Below are 14,581 nucleotides of genomic sequence, written 5' to 3'. Positions count from 1 at the left end.
CCTAGAAATCCAGCTCGATCGCCACCGCGTCGCCCACCTTCAGCCGCGCCTGAGCCGGCGCGTCCAGGATGGCGTTCTGGCCGAACACCACGCCGATGTCCAGGTTGCGGTAGGTCGCCAGCGTGCGGCCCGGCTCGTCGAACTGCTGCGCGCTGCGCTGGTCGATGTCCGGAATCGAGCAGCGGGTGCAGGGCTTGACGAACGCCATGCGCACGTCCGCCGCCTCGATCAGCGCGGTGTGATCCTCTTCGAACGCCTCCCACTCCCCCTGCACCACGATATTGGGCCGGAACCGGTCCATCGGCACCTCGGCCGCGCCCTTGGCGCGCAGCCGGGCGTTCAGGTCGTCCAGCGAGGCCTGGTTGGCCACCAGCAGCGGAAAGCCGTCGGCGAAACCGAAATGATGGTCGCCCGAGAAGCGGTCGGACTCGTCCGGATGCGCATCCAGCCAGCGCGACACCCAATCGGTCTTGGCCGGTCGGCGCGCGGCGGGATCGACCTTGTACAGGCGACAGGGCGTGCCCAGGAAATCCGAGAACCAGCGGCCGGCGGCGGCGCTTTCGCGCAGCGCGGGCAGGCTGTCCTTCCAGACGGTGACGGTTTCGCTGCCCGCTTCCAGGCCGGAACCGTCCAGCGCGATCAGCAGGTCGGCCATGTCGGGCGCCGACACGCGCAGCGCGCCGTCGCCGATCGCGGTGCGTATGAGCGCCATGCGCGGCCACTGGCGCTGCGTCATGAACTGCCCGCTGCCGTCGATCAGCATCCAGCGCCGGTCGTGCGCCAGCCCCGCGCGGTCGATCGGCGATTCGCTCAGATCGATGCCGGCGCAGGATTTGATGGGATAGATATGCAGGCTGAGGATGCGGGCGGACATGGCGCGGATGGCGAGGGGTGAAAGTCGCCAGAGCATAGCGGAAGGCCGAAAAAAAGCCCAGGCCGCGGCCTGGGCTGCGCGCGCCGGCGCTCCACGAAGGAGATGCCGGCACGCCGATCGCGGCGCCATCCAGCCTCAAGCGCCGACCAGCTTGAGCGCGTTCAGCGGCGTGACCGCCTTGAAGGCCTTGCGCGTGGCGATGTGCTCGGGCCTTGGCGTCAGGCCGTACTTCGGCGGACCCAGCGTGTTCTCCATGCTGTTGTAGACCATGAATACGTTGGCGCGCGGCCAGGGCGAGATGTTGCTGTTAGAGCCGTGCATGGTGTTGCAATCGAAGAACACCACCGATCCGGCCTTGGCCGTCATGGCCTGGATGCCGCCCTGCTCCACCAGCAGCTGCAGGCTGACCGGATCCGGCACGCCATACTCCTGCTTCTTGAGCGACTGCTTGTAGTGCTCGTTGGGCGTCTGGCCGACGCAGGAAATGAACTGCCGGTGCGAACCCGGCACCAGCATCAACGGGCCGTTGTTGGCATTGTTGTCGGTCAGCAGCACCGAGCAGCTCAGCGCCCGCATGGCGGGCATGCCGTCCTCGACGTGCCAGGTCTCGAAGTCCGAATGCCAGTAGAACTCCTTGCCCTTGAAGCCCGGCTTCATGTTGGCGCGCGACTGATGCACGTACACCTCGGACCCGAGGATCTGGCGCGCCACGTTGACCAGGCGCGGATCGCGCGTCAGGCGCGCCAGCACGGGGTTGAGCACATGCACCATGAAGATAGAGCGCACGGCATTGCTGCCCGGCTCGGTGATGGCCTCTTCGCGCCGCATGATGGACGGGTCGCGCGTCATGCGCTCGACCTCGGCCGCCAGGGCGCGGACCTCGCCGGGCGACAGCAGGTCTTCCAGCAGCAGGAAGCCGTCGCGTTCGTATTGTTCCAGTTGCGCGGCATCCAGGGCGTCAGCGTAATGGCCGTCGCCGTGGACCACCGGATCCTGGCGGGAAATGATGGCGGAACCGCGATCCGTACGCGAGGCGTACGGATCTTGCGCAGGTGAAATCATGTTCGCCTCCTTGTTCAGGCCGCGACCGCGTCGGCGCCCGCCTCGGGCAGCGCATAGACGCCGTCCTTGTCGTGCACCTCCTGGCCGGTCAGCGGTGGATTGAATACGCAGATGACGCGCAGCGGCTTCTTGCCGCCGCACAGCCAGTGCTCGTCATGCTCGTTCAGGGCGTAGACCACGCCCGGTTCGAGCGCGTAGGTCTTGCCGTCGGCGATGGTCTGGATCGAGCCGTCGCCCTCGACGCACCAGACCGCTTCCAGGTGGTTCTTGTAGTGGATGTGCGTGCGGCCGCCCGGGAAGATCGTGGTTTCATGGAATGAAAATCCCATGCCGTCCTTTTTCAGCAGCACGCGGCGGCTGACCCAGGTGTCCGTGCGGACTTCGTCCGCCGTTCCGATCACGTCCTTGACATTGCGTACGATCATCCGCGTTTACCTCCAAATTTCAGGATGCGGGCGGACTGCCCGTCTTCGTCGGCCAGCGCCTCGGACACGCTGGCCTCGATCACTTCCAGGCCACGCATCAGCAGGCCTTCCTCGATGGTGAGCGCGGGCAGCAGCTTGAGCACTTCGTCGTGCGCGCCCGAGGTCTCGATGACCACGCCCTTGGCGAAGGCGCGCTTGGCGATGCGGTTGGCCAGCGCCGGCGAGGCGTTGGACACCAGCCCCTGGATCAGGCCGCGGCCGCGCACCGACAGGCCGGCGTTGGGAAAGCTGTGCACCAGGTTTTCCAGCCAGTCGCGCACCAGGCTTTCCTTGCGCTGGATCTCGGCGCTGAAGGCGGCGTTGGTCCAGTAGGTTTCCAGCGCCTGCGTGGCGGTGACGAAGGCCAGGTTGTTGCCGCGGAACGTGCCGCTGTGGGCGCCCGGCTTCCAGACGTCCAGCTCGGGCTTCATCAGCACCAGCGACATGGGCAGGCCGAAGCCCGACAGCGACTTCGACAGCGTGATGATGTCCGGCCGGATGCCGGCGGCCTCGAAGCTGAAGAAGGTGCCGGTGCGGCCGCAGCCGACCTGGATGTCGTCCACGATCAGCAGCATGTCGTGCCGCTGGCAGAGCTTGGCCAGCTCCTTGAGCCAGCGCAGCGTGGCGACGTTCACGCCGCCCTCGCCCTGCACGGTCTCGACGATCACGGCGGCCGGCTTGTCCAGGCCGCTGCTGGGGTCGTCCAGCATGCGCTCCAGATAGGCCATGGTGTCCACGTCGGGACCGAAGTAACCGTCATACGGCATGAAGCTGGTATTAGCCAGCGCGTAGCCCGCCGCGTCGCGGAACTTCATGTTCGCGGTCGCCGCCAGCGAACCGCCGCTCACGCCATGAAAGCCATGCGTGAACGACACCACATTGGGACGGCCCTTGACCTGGCGCGCGATCTTCAGCGCCGCCTCGACCGCGTTGGTGCCGGTAGGCCCGGTGAACTGCAGCGTGTACTGCCAGTTGCGCGGCTTGAGCAGCACGCGGTCCACGGTTTCCAGGAACGCTTTCTTGGCGCTGGTGGCCATGTCCAGGCCATGCACCACGCCGTCGGCGCGCACGTAGTCCAGCAGCTTTTCCTTGAGGACAGGATTGTTGTGGCCATAGTTCAGCGTGCCGGCGCCGCTGAAGAAGTCTATGTACTCGGTGCCCTCCTCGTCGATCAGCGTCGAGCCCCTGGCCTGGCTGAATATCACGGGGAACGACCGGATGTAGCCCCTTACTTCCGACTCCATCCGGTCAAAGATTTTCAAGTCCATGTGATCAATCCTCCCTTTCAGATCATGAGTTGACAGACGGCCTGCTCCCGCCCGACCTCGCCTCGCGGCGGCCGGACCGTCAGAACCATCCCGGTTATGGCAGGGCGCGCGCCCCGCCCGCCTACGGGGCGGGCAAGGTGAACGGGCCTATCCTCAACAGCATCTCGTCGTCGTGGTCCGCGCCGCCGAACAATTGCCGGTCGAAGAACGGCTGTTCGCTGATGTGGGCGCCCAGTTCCGCGGCCAGGCCGGCGAAGCTGCGGCGCGAAGCCTGGTTGTCAGGCCCCACCGTGGTTTCGAGATGACGAACATGCTCCAGCCCCTTGCGCCGCAAGAGTGCTCTGAGCATGGCGCGGCCTAACCGATGGCCGCGTGCGCGGGCGTGCACCGCGACCTGCCAGACGAACAGGACGTCGGGCCGGTCGGGCAGCACATAAGCGGAGATAAAACCGTCGATGCGTCCTCCGGCGCTTTCGGCCAGGACGCAGGTGTCGCTGAAATGCTCAGCCAGGAGCAAGTACGCGTAGAGGGAATTGAGGTCGAGCGGCGGGCACTCGGAGATGAGGCGGTGCAGGGCGGCGCCGTCCTTGCGGCTGGGCGGGCGCATCTGCTGCGTCCCGCCGCAAGCCGCCGGCGCCACGGCACTTGAGAGGATGGGGGTTTCCTGTGCGGTATCGATCATACGACCAGTCCGGATTCGGGAGGCGCGCCGCCGGTGGGCACCTCAAGGATGGGAGAAGCGGGATCGGCGTGCGGCTCGACGGCGGCCGCGTGTCCGTCCTGCTCCATCAAGGCCACGATGCGTTCCAGCGACAGCGTGATGGTGGCCTGCTCCAGTTCCGGCAGCGCGTTCAGCGCGTCCGCCAGGTGTTTCTGCAGCGGCGACGGCGCGTCCTTGGCCAGCGCGCGTCCGGCTTCGGTCGCGGTGACGAACACGATGCGACGGTCTTCGCGGCCGCGCTCGCGCCGGATCAGTCCCTTGTCTTCCAGGCGGTCCAGGATGCCGACCACGGTGCTGGGGCTGACGTGGATCTCGCGGCTGATCGCCGTGGCCGTCAGCGGCCCGTTGGCGATCACGGTGCGCAGGCACATGAGCTGCGGCGCGGTGATGTGGCTCACCGCCGACAGCTGCCGCGAATGCAGGGCGATCGAGCGCGTGATGCGGCGCAAGGCCCGCAGGATGCGCAGGTCGTACTGCTGCGAGGGATCGGTTACGGTCTGTTTATTCATGACTGAATCAGTTCAGTTAAATTGATTTCTATACGAATGATATGGGCGCACATTCCCTCTGTCAAACACGAGCCGGGCGGATTTTGTAATCAAATCCATGCGCCACGCCCGCCTGCCGCCCCGGCGTTTCCCATGGGCGACGGCCGTTACATCCGCTCAGAAAATCCGCCGTGACCGGCGCTCGCGCGCTTTCTTGCCCGGCCCATATAAAACAATTGTTTTTTCAATGGAGACAGAAGTATCATTTGTTTTATTTCGAGCCCCCCCCCCCCCGCCCATGACCTCCACGCCCCAGGACCGCTTGCGCGACATGCTGCCCGGCCTGCCCGCCGAACTCCAGCGGGCGGCGCGCTGGGCGCTGGACAATCCGGCCGAGGTCGGCCTGTGGTCCATGCGGCGCCAGGCCCAGGCCGTGGGCGTGGCCCCCGCGACCATGCTGCGCATGGCGCGCGCCGCCGGCTGCGACACCTATGAAGCCTTCCGCGCGCCCTTCCAGCGCGCGCTGACCCAAGGCATGGAAGCGGGCTGGCGCGACCGCGCCGCGCGCCTGCAGGCCCGGCGCGCCGAGACGCCCGCCGCCGACGCACGGGCCACCCTCACGCGCTGGCAGACCGCCGCGCTGGAATCCATCGGCGCCGTCAACGCCGACTCCGCCTTCGACGAAGCCGCCGCCACACTGCTGGCGGCCCGCCAGGTTGGCTTCCTGGGCACCCGCTCGGCCTTTGGCATCGCCTTCCAGATGCGCTATGCCTACCAGATGCTGTGCCGCAACGGCATGTTGATCGGCGGCCTGGGCGGCGCCTCGTCCGACGAGGCCGACAGCCTGGGCGCGAACGACGCGCTGATCGTGGTGACGCAGGCGCCCTACGCCGCGGCCACGCTAGAACTGGCGCGGCTGGCTGCCGGACGCGGCGCGGCCGTGATCGCGCTGACCGACGCCCCCGCCAGCCCGGTGATTCCGTTCGCCCGCCACGTCCTGCGCTTCGCGCGGCCCGACGATATGCCCGGCGACGCGGGCGGACCGGCTTCGTTCTTCCACAGCACGGCGGGCCTGCTCGGCCTGGCCGAGCACCTGATCGCGCGCGTCGCCGTCCTGGGCGGCGACGGCGTGTTGCAACGGCTGTCCGAGATCGAATCGCGCCAGCGCGCCGATGGTGTGTACTGGACCGAAACGTCCGGCCGCCGAGCCCCCTCCCGCGCGCGGCGCTGAGCCCGCCGCCCTCTACCCTTGTCAACCTTGTCCGGAACCTGCGCCATGACCCGCTCCCGAGTTTTCCATCGCTCCCTGCGCGCCACGCCCCCCGTCGCCGTGCGCGGCCAGGGCGCCTGGCTGTACGACCAATCCGGCCGCGCCTACCTGGACGGCTCGGGCGGCGCGGCGGTGTCCTGCCTGGGGCACAACCACCCGGACGTGCTGGCCGCCATGCATGCGCAGATCGACGCGCTGGCCTACGCGCACACCAGCTTCTTCACCACCGAGGCCGCCGAATCGCTGGCCGCCATGCTGGTCGAGGACGCCCCCGCCGGCACGTCGCACGCCTATTTCGTCTCCGGCGGCTCGGAAGCCATCGAGGCCGCGCTGAAGATGGCGCGCCAGTACTACGTGGAAATCGGACAGCCCGGCCGCCGCCATATCGTCGCGCGCCGCCAGAGCTATCACGGCAACACGCTGGGGGCGCTGGCAGTCGGCGGCAACGCCTGGCGGCGGGCGCAGTTCGCCCCCTTGCTGATCGAGGTCGAGCATGTCTCGCCCTGCTATGCCTATCGTGACCAGCGCGAGGGCGAAAGCGAGGAGCAATACGCGGCGCGCCTGGCGGACGAGCTGGAACAGACCTTCCAGCGGCTGGGACCGGACAGCGTCATGGCCTTCGTGGCCGAGCCGGTGGTCGGCGCCACCCTGGGCGCGGTCCCGGCCGTGTCCACGTATTTCCGCCGCGTCCGCGAAGTCTGCGACCGCCATGGCGTGCTGCTGATCGCCGATGAGGTCATGTGCGGCATGGGGCGCAGCGGCACGCTGTATGCGGTGGAGCAGGAAGGCCTCACGCCCGACCTCATCACCATCGCCAAGGGCCTGGGCGGCGGCTACCAGCCGATCGGCGCGGTCATGGCGCAGGAACGCATCGTGCGCGCCATCGAACAGGGTTCGGGCTTCTTCCAGCACGGCCACACCTATCTGGGCCACGCCACCGCCTGCGCCGCCGCGCTGGCGGTGCAGCAGGTCATCCGGCGCGACGGCCTGCTCGAGCGCGTGCGCGCGCAAGGCGCCGGCTTGCGCCAGCGCCTGGAACAGGCGTTCGGCGATCATCCGCATGTGGGCGACATCCGCGGCCGCGGCTTGTTCATGGGCCTGGAGCTCGTCACCGACCGCGCCAGCAAGCAGACCTTCGATCCGGCGCTGTCGCTGCACGCCCGCGTCAAGCGCGAGGCCATGGCGCGCGGCCTGATGGTCTATCCGATGGGCGGCACCATCGACGGCCGCCATGGCGACCATGTACTGCTGGCCCCGCCCTTCATCGTCTCGGACGACGAGCTCGACCAGCTGACGGAACGCTTGGCCGGGGCAATCGACGCCGCGATCGCGCAGGCGCGCGGCTGAGCGCGGACGGCCAGCGGCGGATCCGGCCACGGGCACGCCTGGCAGGCAGGCTCGGCGGCAGCGACAACGAAACGGGGCGCCATTCCGGCGCCCCGCTGGCCATCAGCGTTACCTCCGCCGCTCAAGCCGCGCTGCGGCCATCCGGCGTCCGGCGCCATTGCGGCCAAGCGCCCACCGTCAGCGCGCGCAGGAACCACTCCACCGGCCCGTAGGCATGAAGGCGCATCCACCAGGCCGACGCCGCCGTCTGCGCCAGGAAAATCACCAGCGCCAGCCCGCCGGCCTCCAGCGGCGACCACAGGCCCATCTGGCGCGCGCCCCAGGCCGTGAACACCAGCGCGCAGACCACGGACTGCATCAGGTAGTTGGTCAACGCCATCCGGCCCGCCGGCGCCAGCCACGCCGAGATCCGCGCGCCCATGCGGGACCGCAGCATCAACAGGAAGGCGCAGGCGTAGCTCATGGTCAGCAGCGGCGACGTGAACAGGCCCACGGCCAGGCCCGGCAATTCCCAGGACGGCCCGGCCACCGAAGGCAACGCGCACCAGGCATAGAAAGCCGCGCCGGCCAGGCCCGGCAGCAGGCCCAGCGCCAGCAACAGTCCCAGCGCGCGCGGCTGGCGCCACGGATCTTCCAGCGCCTGCCGCCGTCCCAGCGCGTAGCCCACCAGGAACATGGCGAAGGCGTAAGGCCCCTGCACCAGCAGCAGCACGACCCAGACGTACTCGACCAGCTCCTTCGCATGCTGCCCGATCACGGAACCGACCGTGCCCCGGTAGGCTTGCAGGGCGGAGAGCACGTCGGCCTGCGCTTGCGCCGCGACCTCCGGGCCCGGCGGGTCCAGCAAGCTCAAACCGGCCAGCACCGCCCAGGCGGCCGAGGCGAGCCCGATGAGCCACAGCGCCAGGCGCAACGCGCGGGCGGGCTCAAGGTTGCGGCAGCAAAGCAGCAGCAGGCCCAGGATGGCGTAGGTCAGCAGGATGTCGCCGTGGTAGAACAGCACGGCATGCGCCGCGCCAAGCACGGCCAGGCCCGCCAACCGCCGCAGGAAGCGTGGCAGGAAGGCCGCCTGGCTGCGCTCGGCAGCCGCCATCTGCAGGGTGAAGCTGTAGCCGAACAGGAACGAGAACAGCAGATAGAACTTGGTCTCGAACAGCAGGCCGAAGACCCAGCTGGCCGCGAGATCCAGCGGGCGTCCGAACGCGGGATCGACCACGCCGCTGCCGTAGTACGGCGAGGCGAACACGCCGATATTGACGACCAGGATGCCGAACAGCGCGAAGCCCCGAAGCGCATCCACCTGCTGCAGCCGGGCGGGTCTGGCCACGACCGGGACGGCACTCATTTGCGGCCTCCGGCGGCGGTTTCGGACGGCAGATAACGGGCCAGCGCGCTCTCGAGCAAACGGCGGCCGGCCTTGGAGTCAAACCCGGGATCGACCACGCGGCGGCTGAAAATGCCGTCCAGCAGCAACAGGATCATGTCGGCCATTTCATCCGGGGGCTGCGGCGGCGCTTCGCCGCGCGCCTTGCCCCAGGCCGATGCCAGCATCGCCGTCAGGCCCTGCTTGCGCTCGGCCTCATTGGCGATGACCAGCGCATGCACCGCGGGATTGCGCACCGCCTCGGCCAGCACTTCCATGCCCAGGCGCACATAGGACGGATCCAGGTACAGCAGCACCTGCTCGGCCACCCAGCCGCGCGCCGCGGCGCGGGCGTCGGGCGAAGCGCAGGCCGCCTGGATGACTTCCCTCGTGGTCTCGGTATCCGCCGCGATCAGGGCCTCGACGATGTCGGCCTTGCTGCGGTAGTAGTGGAACAGGTTGCCCGGGCTCATGCCCGCGCGCTCGCAGATCTGGGCGGTCGAAGTGCCGTGGAAGCCATGCTCCGCGAAACAATGCGCGGCCGCCTCCAGGATGTGGCGGCGGCGCTCCTGCTGCTTGATGGGGTCGACTTTGCGCATGTGAACAATTAATAGACAAATCAGTCTATTAATTAAAAACCAAGTCGCATGCCTTCGTCAATGGGGAAATGCCGCCCCTTCGGCCATGGACGAACCGCCCCGGCGCACAGGCCCCCAAAAGAAAAATCCCGCGCCAGGCCGGCGCGGGATTTGGTACTTCCCGGGGGCACGCCCCGAACGCTCAGCCCAGCACCGGGGACAGCACCGGCTGCTTCGGACGCACGTCCAGCTGCCGGCCCTTGCGCGCGCGCTTGCCCACGTAGGGCGTGAGCGCCGCGCCGGCCAGGATGTCCTCGGTGTGCTTGTTGCGGTACACGCCCGCGGCGCGCAACCCGGCCGCGCCGATCGGCACGGCCTGGTCCAGCTTGTCGGCGGTGTCCAGCCCCATCAGGATGGTGCCGCGGCCGCCACCCGACAGGCTCTTGACCTCGTCCAGGCCAAACACCAGGAACTTGCCCTTGTGCGACAGCAGCGCCAGCTGCGTCGCGCCGTCGAACAGCGGCACCGGCCGCAGCAACTCGTCGCCGGCTTCCAGTGTGATGAACTGCTTGCCGGCGCGCTGGCGGCTGAACATGTCCGAGAACCTGGCCGCGAAGCCGTAGCCGCCGCGCGTGGCCAGCAGCCAGCGCGAATCGGCCGCCGCCGCGATCATGTGCACGATGCGCGAACCGCTTTCCAGGTCGATCATGGTGGTGATCGGCTGGCCGTCGCCGCGCGCCGAAGGCAGGCCCGACACGGCTACGGAGTGGACGCGGCCGTTGTCGCCCACCGCGATCAGCGTGTCGGTGGTGCGGCATTCGAAGGCGCCGTACAGGTCGTCGCCCTGCTTGAAACCGAATTGCGAGGCATCGTGGCCGTGACCCTGGCGCGCGCGCAGCCAGCCCTTCTGCGACACGATCACGGTCACCGGCTCGTCCAGCACCTTGGTTTCCAGCACGGCGCGCTCGGCCGTCTCGATCAGCGTGCGACGGTCGTCGCCGTATTGCTTGGCGTCGGCCTCGATTTCCTTGACCAGCAGGCGCTTGAGCGAGGTCGGATTGTCCAGCAGTTCCTGCAGGCGAACCTGCTCTTCGCGCTTGCCGGCCAGTTCCTGCTCGATCTTGATCCCTTCCAGGCGGGCCAGCTGGCGCAGGCGCATTTCCAGGATGTCGTCGGCCTGGCGCTCGGTCAGCTTGAAGCGCTCCATCAGCGCAGCGCGCGGCTCGTCGGATTCGCGGATGGTCTGGATGACTTCGTCCACGTTCAGGTAGACCACCATCCGGCCTTCCAGCACGTGGATGCGGTCGATGACCTTGTCCAGGCGGAAGCGCGTGCGGCGCGTCACAGTCTGGGTGCGGAACGCCAGCCATTCGGTCAGGATGTCGCGCAGGCCCTTCTGGCGCGGACGGCCGTCGGTGCCGATGCAGACCAGGTTGACCGAGGCGCTGCTTTCCATGCTGGTCTGCGCCAGCAGCGTATTGACGAATTCGTCGCGGTCCACGCGCGAGGTCTTGGGCTCGAACACCAGGCGCACGGCGGCGTCCTTGCCGGATTCGTCGCGCACGGCGTCCAGCAGGTTCAGCATGACGGCCTTGGACTGGGTCTGCTCAGGCGTCAGGCTCTTCTTGCCGGTCTTGACCTTGGGATTGGTGATTTCCTCGATCTCTTCGAGCACCTTCTGGCCGGACGTGCCGGGCGGCAGCTCGGTCACCACCAGCTGCCACTGGCCGCGCGCCATTTCCTCGAACTGCCAGCGCGCGCGCACCTTGAGCGAGCCGCGGCCGGTCGAATAGATCTGGGCGATGTCGGCGGCCGGCGTGATGATCTGGCCGCCGCCGGCGAAGTCGGGGCCGGGCACCAGGCCATACAGCTCGGCGTCGGTCAGCTGCGGCTGCTTGATCAGCGTCACGCAGGCCTGCGCCACTTCGCGCAGGTTGTGCGGCGGGATTTCGGTGGCCATGCCCACGGCGATGCCGGAGGCGCCGTTCAGCAGCATCACCGGCAGGCGCGCCGGCAGCATCTGCGGCTCTTCCTGGCTGCCGTCGTAGTTGGGCACGAAATCGACCGTGCCTTCGTCCAGTTCGTCCAGCAGCAGCTTGGCGATCGGCGTGAGGCGGGCTTCCGTGTAGCGCATCGCCGCCGCGTTGTCGCCGTCGCGCGAGCCGAAGTTGCCCTGGCCGTCGATCAACGGATAGCGCAGCGAGAAATCCTGCGCCATGCGCACCATCGCGTCATACGCGGCCTGGTCGCCGTGCGGGTGATACTTACCCAGCACGTCGCCCACGACGCGCGCGGACTTGACGGGCTTGGCGCCCGCCGCCAGGCCCATGGCCTGCATGGCGAACAGGATGCGGCGCTGCACCGGCTTCTGGCCGTCGCCCACGTCGGGCAGCGCCCGGCCGCGCACCACGGACACGGCATAGTCCAGATAGGCCTGCTCGGCATAGCGCGCCAGTGTGATGGCGGCGTCGCCATCGCCGGGCGAGGAAGCGTCGAAAAGACCAGGTTGATTGCTGTCGGTCATGATGTATTCAGGTAGACAATTTCATCGGAACGGCGTCATTGCGCCGGCGCGGACACGGCCAGCTTCGCGTCGGCCACATGCGCGCGGAATTGCGCGCGCACGGCCTCCAGCGTGCCGGCGTCCTGCCCGCGCTTGGGGATGATCACGCCTTGCAGCGTGCCCAGGACCACATACAGGTGTTCGGGCGTTTCCTCGACGCGGCTGACGTTGCTCCAGTCCATGCGGCCCGAAGCCGTGGCGGTGGCGTCATCGATGCCGTCGGCGCCGAATTCCAGGCGATGGCCGCCCAGGAACATCTCATCGGGCTGGCGCCGCAGCATGCGCCGCGTATTGGCCTTCACCAAGGCGGGCAGCACGAATTCGTAGGCCAGCGCCAGCAGGACCAGAACGCCCAGGCCCACCGCCAGCCCCTGGAAATAGGCGGGCAGGACCGCGCTCCAGTCCGGGCCGCCCGGCCCCCAGGCGCTCCATGCCGTGTAGGCCAGCAACGCCACCACCATCAGCACGGCGAAGCGCAGATGCGAGCGCATGCGACGGCCGCGCATTTCGGGCCGCTTGTACATGTAGGCGACGAAGTCGGCATAGTCATCGGCCCGCAGGTCGATTTCCATGACGGCGGACGCGGGCGCGACTTGCGTCATCAGATGTCGAGCTCCGCCAGGTTGCCCTTCTCTTCGATCCAGGCGCGGCGTTGCGAGGATTCCCCCTTGCCCATCAGCATGTCGAACATGCGCGTGGTGTCTTCCGGCGACTGGTCGCCATAGCCCACCGGCAGCAGGCGGCGCGTGTCCGGGTTCATGGTGGTTTCCCAGAGCTGCTCGGGATTCATTTCGCCCAAGCCCTTGAAGCGGCTGACCGCCCAGGCGCCTTCGCGCACGCCTTCCTTGCGCAGCTTGTCCTGCGCGGCTTCCAGCTCGCCGTCGTCCAGGCAGTAGATCTTGCGCGCCGGGCGCTTGCCCTGCGCCGGCACGTCCAGGCGGAACAGCGGCGGCTTGGCGACGTAGACGTTGCCGGCTTCGACCAGCTTGGGGAAGTGCTTGTAGAACAGCGTCAGCAGCAGCACCTGGATGTGCGAGCCGTCGACGTCCGCGTCCGACAGGATGCAGATGCGGCCGTAGCGCAGCCCGGACAGGTCGGGCGTGTCGTTCGGGCCGTGCGGATCGACGCCGATGGCCACCGAGATGTCATGGATTTCGTTGTTGGCGAACAGGCGATCGCGGTCCACTTCCCAGGAATTGAGCACCTTGCCGCGCAGCGGCAGGATGGCCTGGAATTCCTTGTCGCGGCCCATCTTGGCCGAACCACCGGCCGAGTCGCCCTCGACCAGGAAGACCTCGGTGCGCGCCGCGTCGCTGGCTTCGCAATCGGTCAGCTTGCCGGGCAGCACGGCCACGCCGGAACTCTTGCGCTTCTCGACCTTCTGCGCCGAACGCTGGCGCGCCTGCGCCTGGCGGATCGCCAGCTCGGCCAGCTTCTTGCCGTACTCGACATTGCTGTGCAGCCAGAGATCCAGCGCGCTCTTGGAAAATCCGCCCACCAGGCGCACGGCGTCGCGGCTGTTCAGCCGTTCCTTGATCTGGCCCTGGAACTGCGGATCCAGCACCTTGGCCGACAGCACGAAGCTGGCGCGCGCGAACACGTCCTCGGGCAGCAGCTTGACGCCCTTGGGCAGCAGGCTGTGCAGCTCGGCGAAGCTCTTGACCGCGCCGAACAGGCCTTCGCGCAGACCCGATTCGTGGGTGCCGCCAGCCGGCGTGGGGATCAGGTTCACATAGGACTCGCGCACGGCGTTGCCGTCCTCGGTCCAGGCCACCACCCACTGCGCGCCCTCGCCTTCCGCGAAGTTCTCGTGGTCGGCGCCGGCGTACTGCGCGCCCTCGAAGAAGGGCACCATCAGCTCGGCGCCGGCCAACGCTTCGGCCAGGTAGCCGCGCAGGCCGTCCTGGTACTGCCAGGTCTTGGTGTCGCCGGTCTTCTCGTTAACCAGCATGACCTTCACGCCCGGCAGCAGCACAGCCTTGCTGCGCAGCAGGTGCGTCAGCTCGCCCAGCGGAATCGCGGGGCTGTCGAAGTATTTGGTGTCGGGCCAGACGCGCACGCGGGTGCCGGACTTCTTGCGTCCGCCTTCGGCATACGGCGCCAGCGGCTCGGCGACTTCGCCGTCCTTGAACACCAAGCGGTTCACGCTGCCGTCGCGCCAGACCACGACTTCCAGCCGGGTCGCCAGCGCGTTGGTGACGGACACGCCCACGCCGTGCAGGCCGCCGGAGAATGCATAGGCGCCTCCGCCCTGCTTGTCGAACTTGCCGCCGGCGTGCAGGCGGGTGAACACCAGTTCAACCACCGGCGCGTTTTCTTCCGGGTGCAATCCCACGGGTATGCCGCGGCCGTCGTCCTCGACGGATACGCTGCCATCGGTGTGCAGCGTGACTTGTATCTGTTTGCCGTAGCCGGCCAGCGCCTCGTCGGCGGCGTTGTCGATCACCTCCTGCACGACGTGCAGCGGGTTCTCGGTGCGGGTGTACATGCCCGGGCGCTGGCGCACGGGTTCCAGCCCCTTCAGGACGCGGATGGACGCCTCGTTGTAACGTGGAGTGGCCAAGTTATCCCCAACATCTGTGG

General features: G+C 68.1%; 13 protein-coding genes. 2 read left to right on the top strand and 11 right to left on the bottom strand.

The annotated features are described in order from the left end of the window. Position 1: 1 nt before the first annotated feature. From AC6LJ9_RS24965 to AC6LJ9_RS24940, 6 genes are all read right to left on the bottom strand, one after another. Positions 2 to 874, bottom strand: coding sequence for an MOSC domain-containing protein (locus tag AC6LJ9_RS24965; RefSeq protein WP_498149611.1), 873 nt, complete (start codon positions 872 to 874; stop codon positions 2 to 4). Positions 875 to 1,009: 135 nt separating this feature from the next. Continuing rightward, positions 1,010 to 1,936: an ectoine hydroxylase gene (thpD, locus tag AC6LJ9_RS24960; protein ID WP_498149610.1), complete on the bottom strand. Its 927-nt coding sequence runs from the start codon at positions 1,934 to 1,936 to the stop codon at positions 1,010 to 1,012. 14 nt (positions 1,937 to 1,950) lie between these two features. Further along, the gene (locus AC6LJ9_RS24955; protein ID WP_498149609.1) at positions 1,951 to 2,361 is read right to left on the bottom strand and encodes an ectoine synthase; all 411 of its coding nucleotides are present in this window, start codon (positions 2,359 to 2,361) and stop codon (positions 1,951 to 1,953) included. Next, positions 2,358 to 3,668, bottom strand: coding sequence for a diaminobutyrate--2-oxoglutarate transaminase (ectB, locus tag AC6LJ9_RS24950; RefSeq protein ID WP_498149608.1), 1,311 nt, complete (start codon positions 3,666 to 3,668; stop codon positions 2,358 to 2,360). The genes AC6LJ9_RS24955 and ectB overlap by 4 nt, the downstream gene beginning before the upstream one ends. Positions 3,669 to 3,789: 121 nt before the next feature. Next, positions 3,790 to 4,350, bottom strand: a complete 561-nt coding sequence (ectA, locus tag AC6LJ9_RS24945; protein WP_498149607.1) for a diaminobutyrate acetyltransferase — start codon at positions 4,348 to 4,350, stop codon at positions 3,790 to 3,792. Continuing rightward, the gene (locus AC6LJ9_RS24940; protein ID WP_498149606.1) at positions 4,347 to 4,898 is read right to left on the bottom strand and encodes a MarR family winged helix-turn-helix transcriptional regulator; all 552 of its coding nucleotides are present in this window, start codon (positions 4,896 to 4,898) and stop codon (positions 4,347 to 4,349) included. Before AC6LJ9_RS24940 ends, ectA begins: the two co-directional genes overlap by 4 nt. A gap of 277 nt (positions 4,899 to 5,175) precedes the next feature. Between AC6LJ9_RS24940 and AC6LJ9_RS24935 the strand changes: the two genes are divergently transcribed. Together AC6LJ9_RS24935 and AC6LJ9_RS24930 are read left to right on the top strand one after the other, a co-directional pair. Continuing rightward, on the top strand, positions 5,176 to 6,108 hold the full coding sequence (locus AC6LJ9_RS24935) for a MurR/RpiR family transcriptional regulator (RefSeq protein WP_498149605.1): 933 nt from the start codon (positions 5,176 to 5,178) through the stop codon (positions 6,106 to 6,108). Positions 6,109 to 6,153: 45 nt separating this feature from the next. Then, on the top strand, positions 6,154 to 7,494 hold the full coding sequence (locus AC6LJ9_RS24930) for an aspartate aminotransferase family protein (protein WP_498149604.1): 1,341 nt from the start codon (positions 6,154 to 6,156) through the stop codon (positions 7,492 to 7,494). 121 nt (positions 7,495 to 7,615) lie between these two features. Here AC6LJ9_RS24930 and AC6LJ9_RS24925 read toward each other — a convergent pair whose 3' ends face one another. The 5 genes from AC6LJ9_RS24925 to parE all read right to left on the bottom strand — a co-directional run bounded on the left by AC6LJ9_RS24925 (position 7,616) and on the right by parE (position 14,561). Continuing rightward, positions 7,616 to 8,839, bottom strand: a complete 1,224-nt coding sequence (locus AC6LJ9_RS24925) for a DUF418 domain-containing protein (RefSeq protein WP_498149603.1) — start codon at positions 8,837 to 8,839, stop codon at positions 7,616 to 7,618. Continuing rightward, positions 8,836 to 9,456, bottom strand: coding sequence for a TetR/AcrR family transcriptional regulator (locus tag AC6LJ9_RS24920; protein WP_498149602.1), 621 nt, complete (start codon positions 9,454 to 9,456; stop codon positions 8,836 to 8,838). The genes AC6LJ9_RS24925 and AC6LJ9_RS24920 overlap by 4 nt, the downstream gene beginning before the upstream one ends. A 181-nt stretch (positions 9,457 to 9,637) precedes the next feature. Then, complete coding sequence (parC, locus tag AC6LJ9_RS24915; protein WP_498149601.1) at positions 9,638 to 11,959, bottom strand: DNA topoisomerase IV subunit A; 2,322 nt, start codon at positions 11,957 to 11,959, stop codon at positions 9,638 to 9,640. A gap of 35 nt (positions 11,960 to 11,994) precedes the next feature. Further along, positions 11,995 to 12,600 carry a YcxB family protein gene (locus tag AC6LJ9_RS24910; protein ID WP_498149600.1) on the bottom strand — a complete coding sequence of 202 codons (606 nt, stop codon included), beginning with the start codon at positions 12,598 to 12,600 and terminating at the stop codon, positions 11,995 to 11,997. Continuing rightward, a complete protein-coding gene (gene parE / locus AC6LJ9_RS24905) occupies positions 12,600 to 14,561 on the bottom strand; it encodes a DNA topoisomerase IV subunit B (RefSeq protein WP_498149599.1) in 1,962 nt (653 codons plus the stop codon). The genes AC6LJ9_RS24910 and parE overlap by 1 nt, the downstream gene beginning before the upstream one ends. Positions 14,562 to 14,581: the final 20 nt, after the last annotated feature.

Source organism: Achromobacter sp. 1011811831 (genome assembly GCF_059760905.1).
Note: the sequence above shows the minus strand (reverse complement) of the source record. Positions and strands in the feature narration are given on the sequence as shown.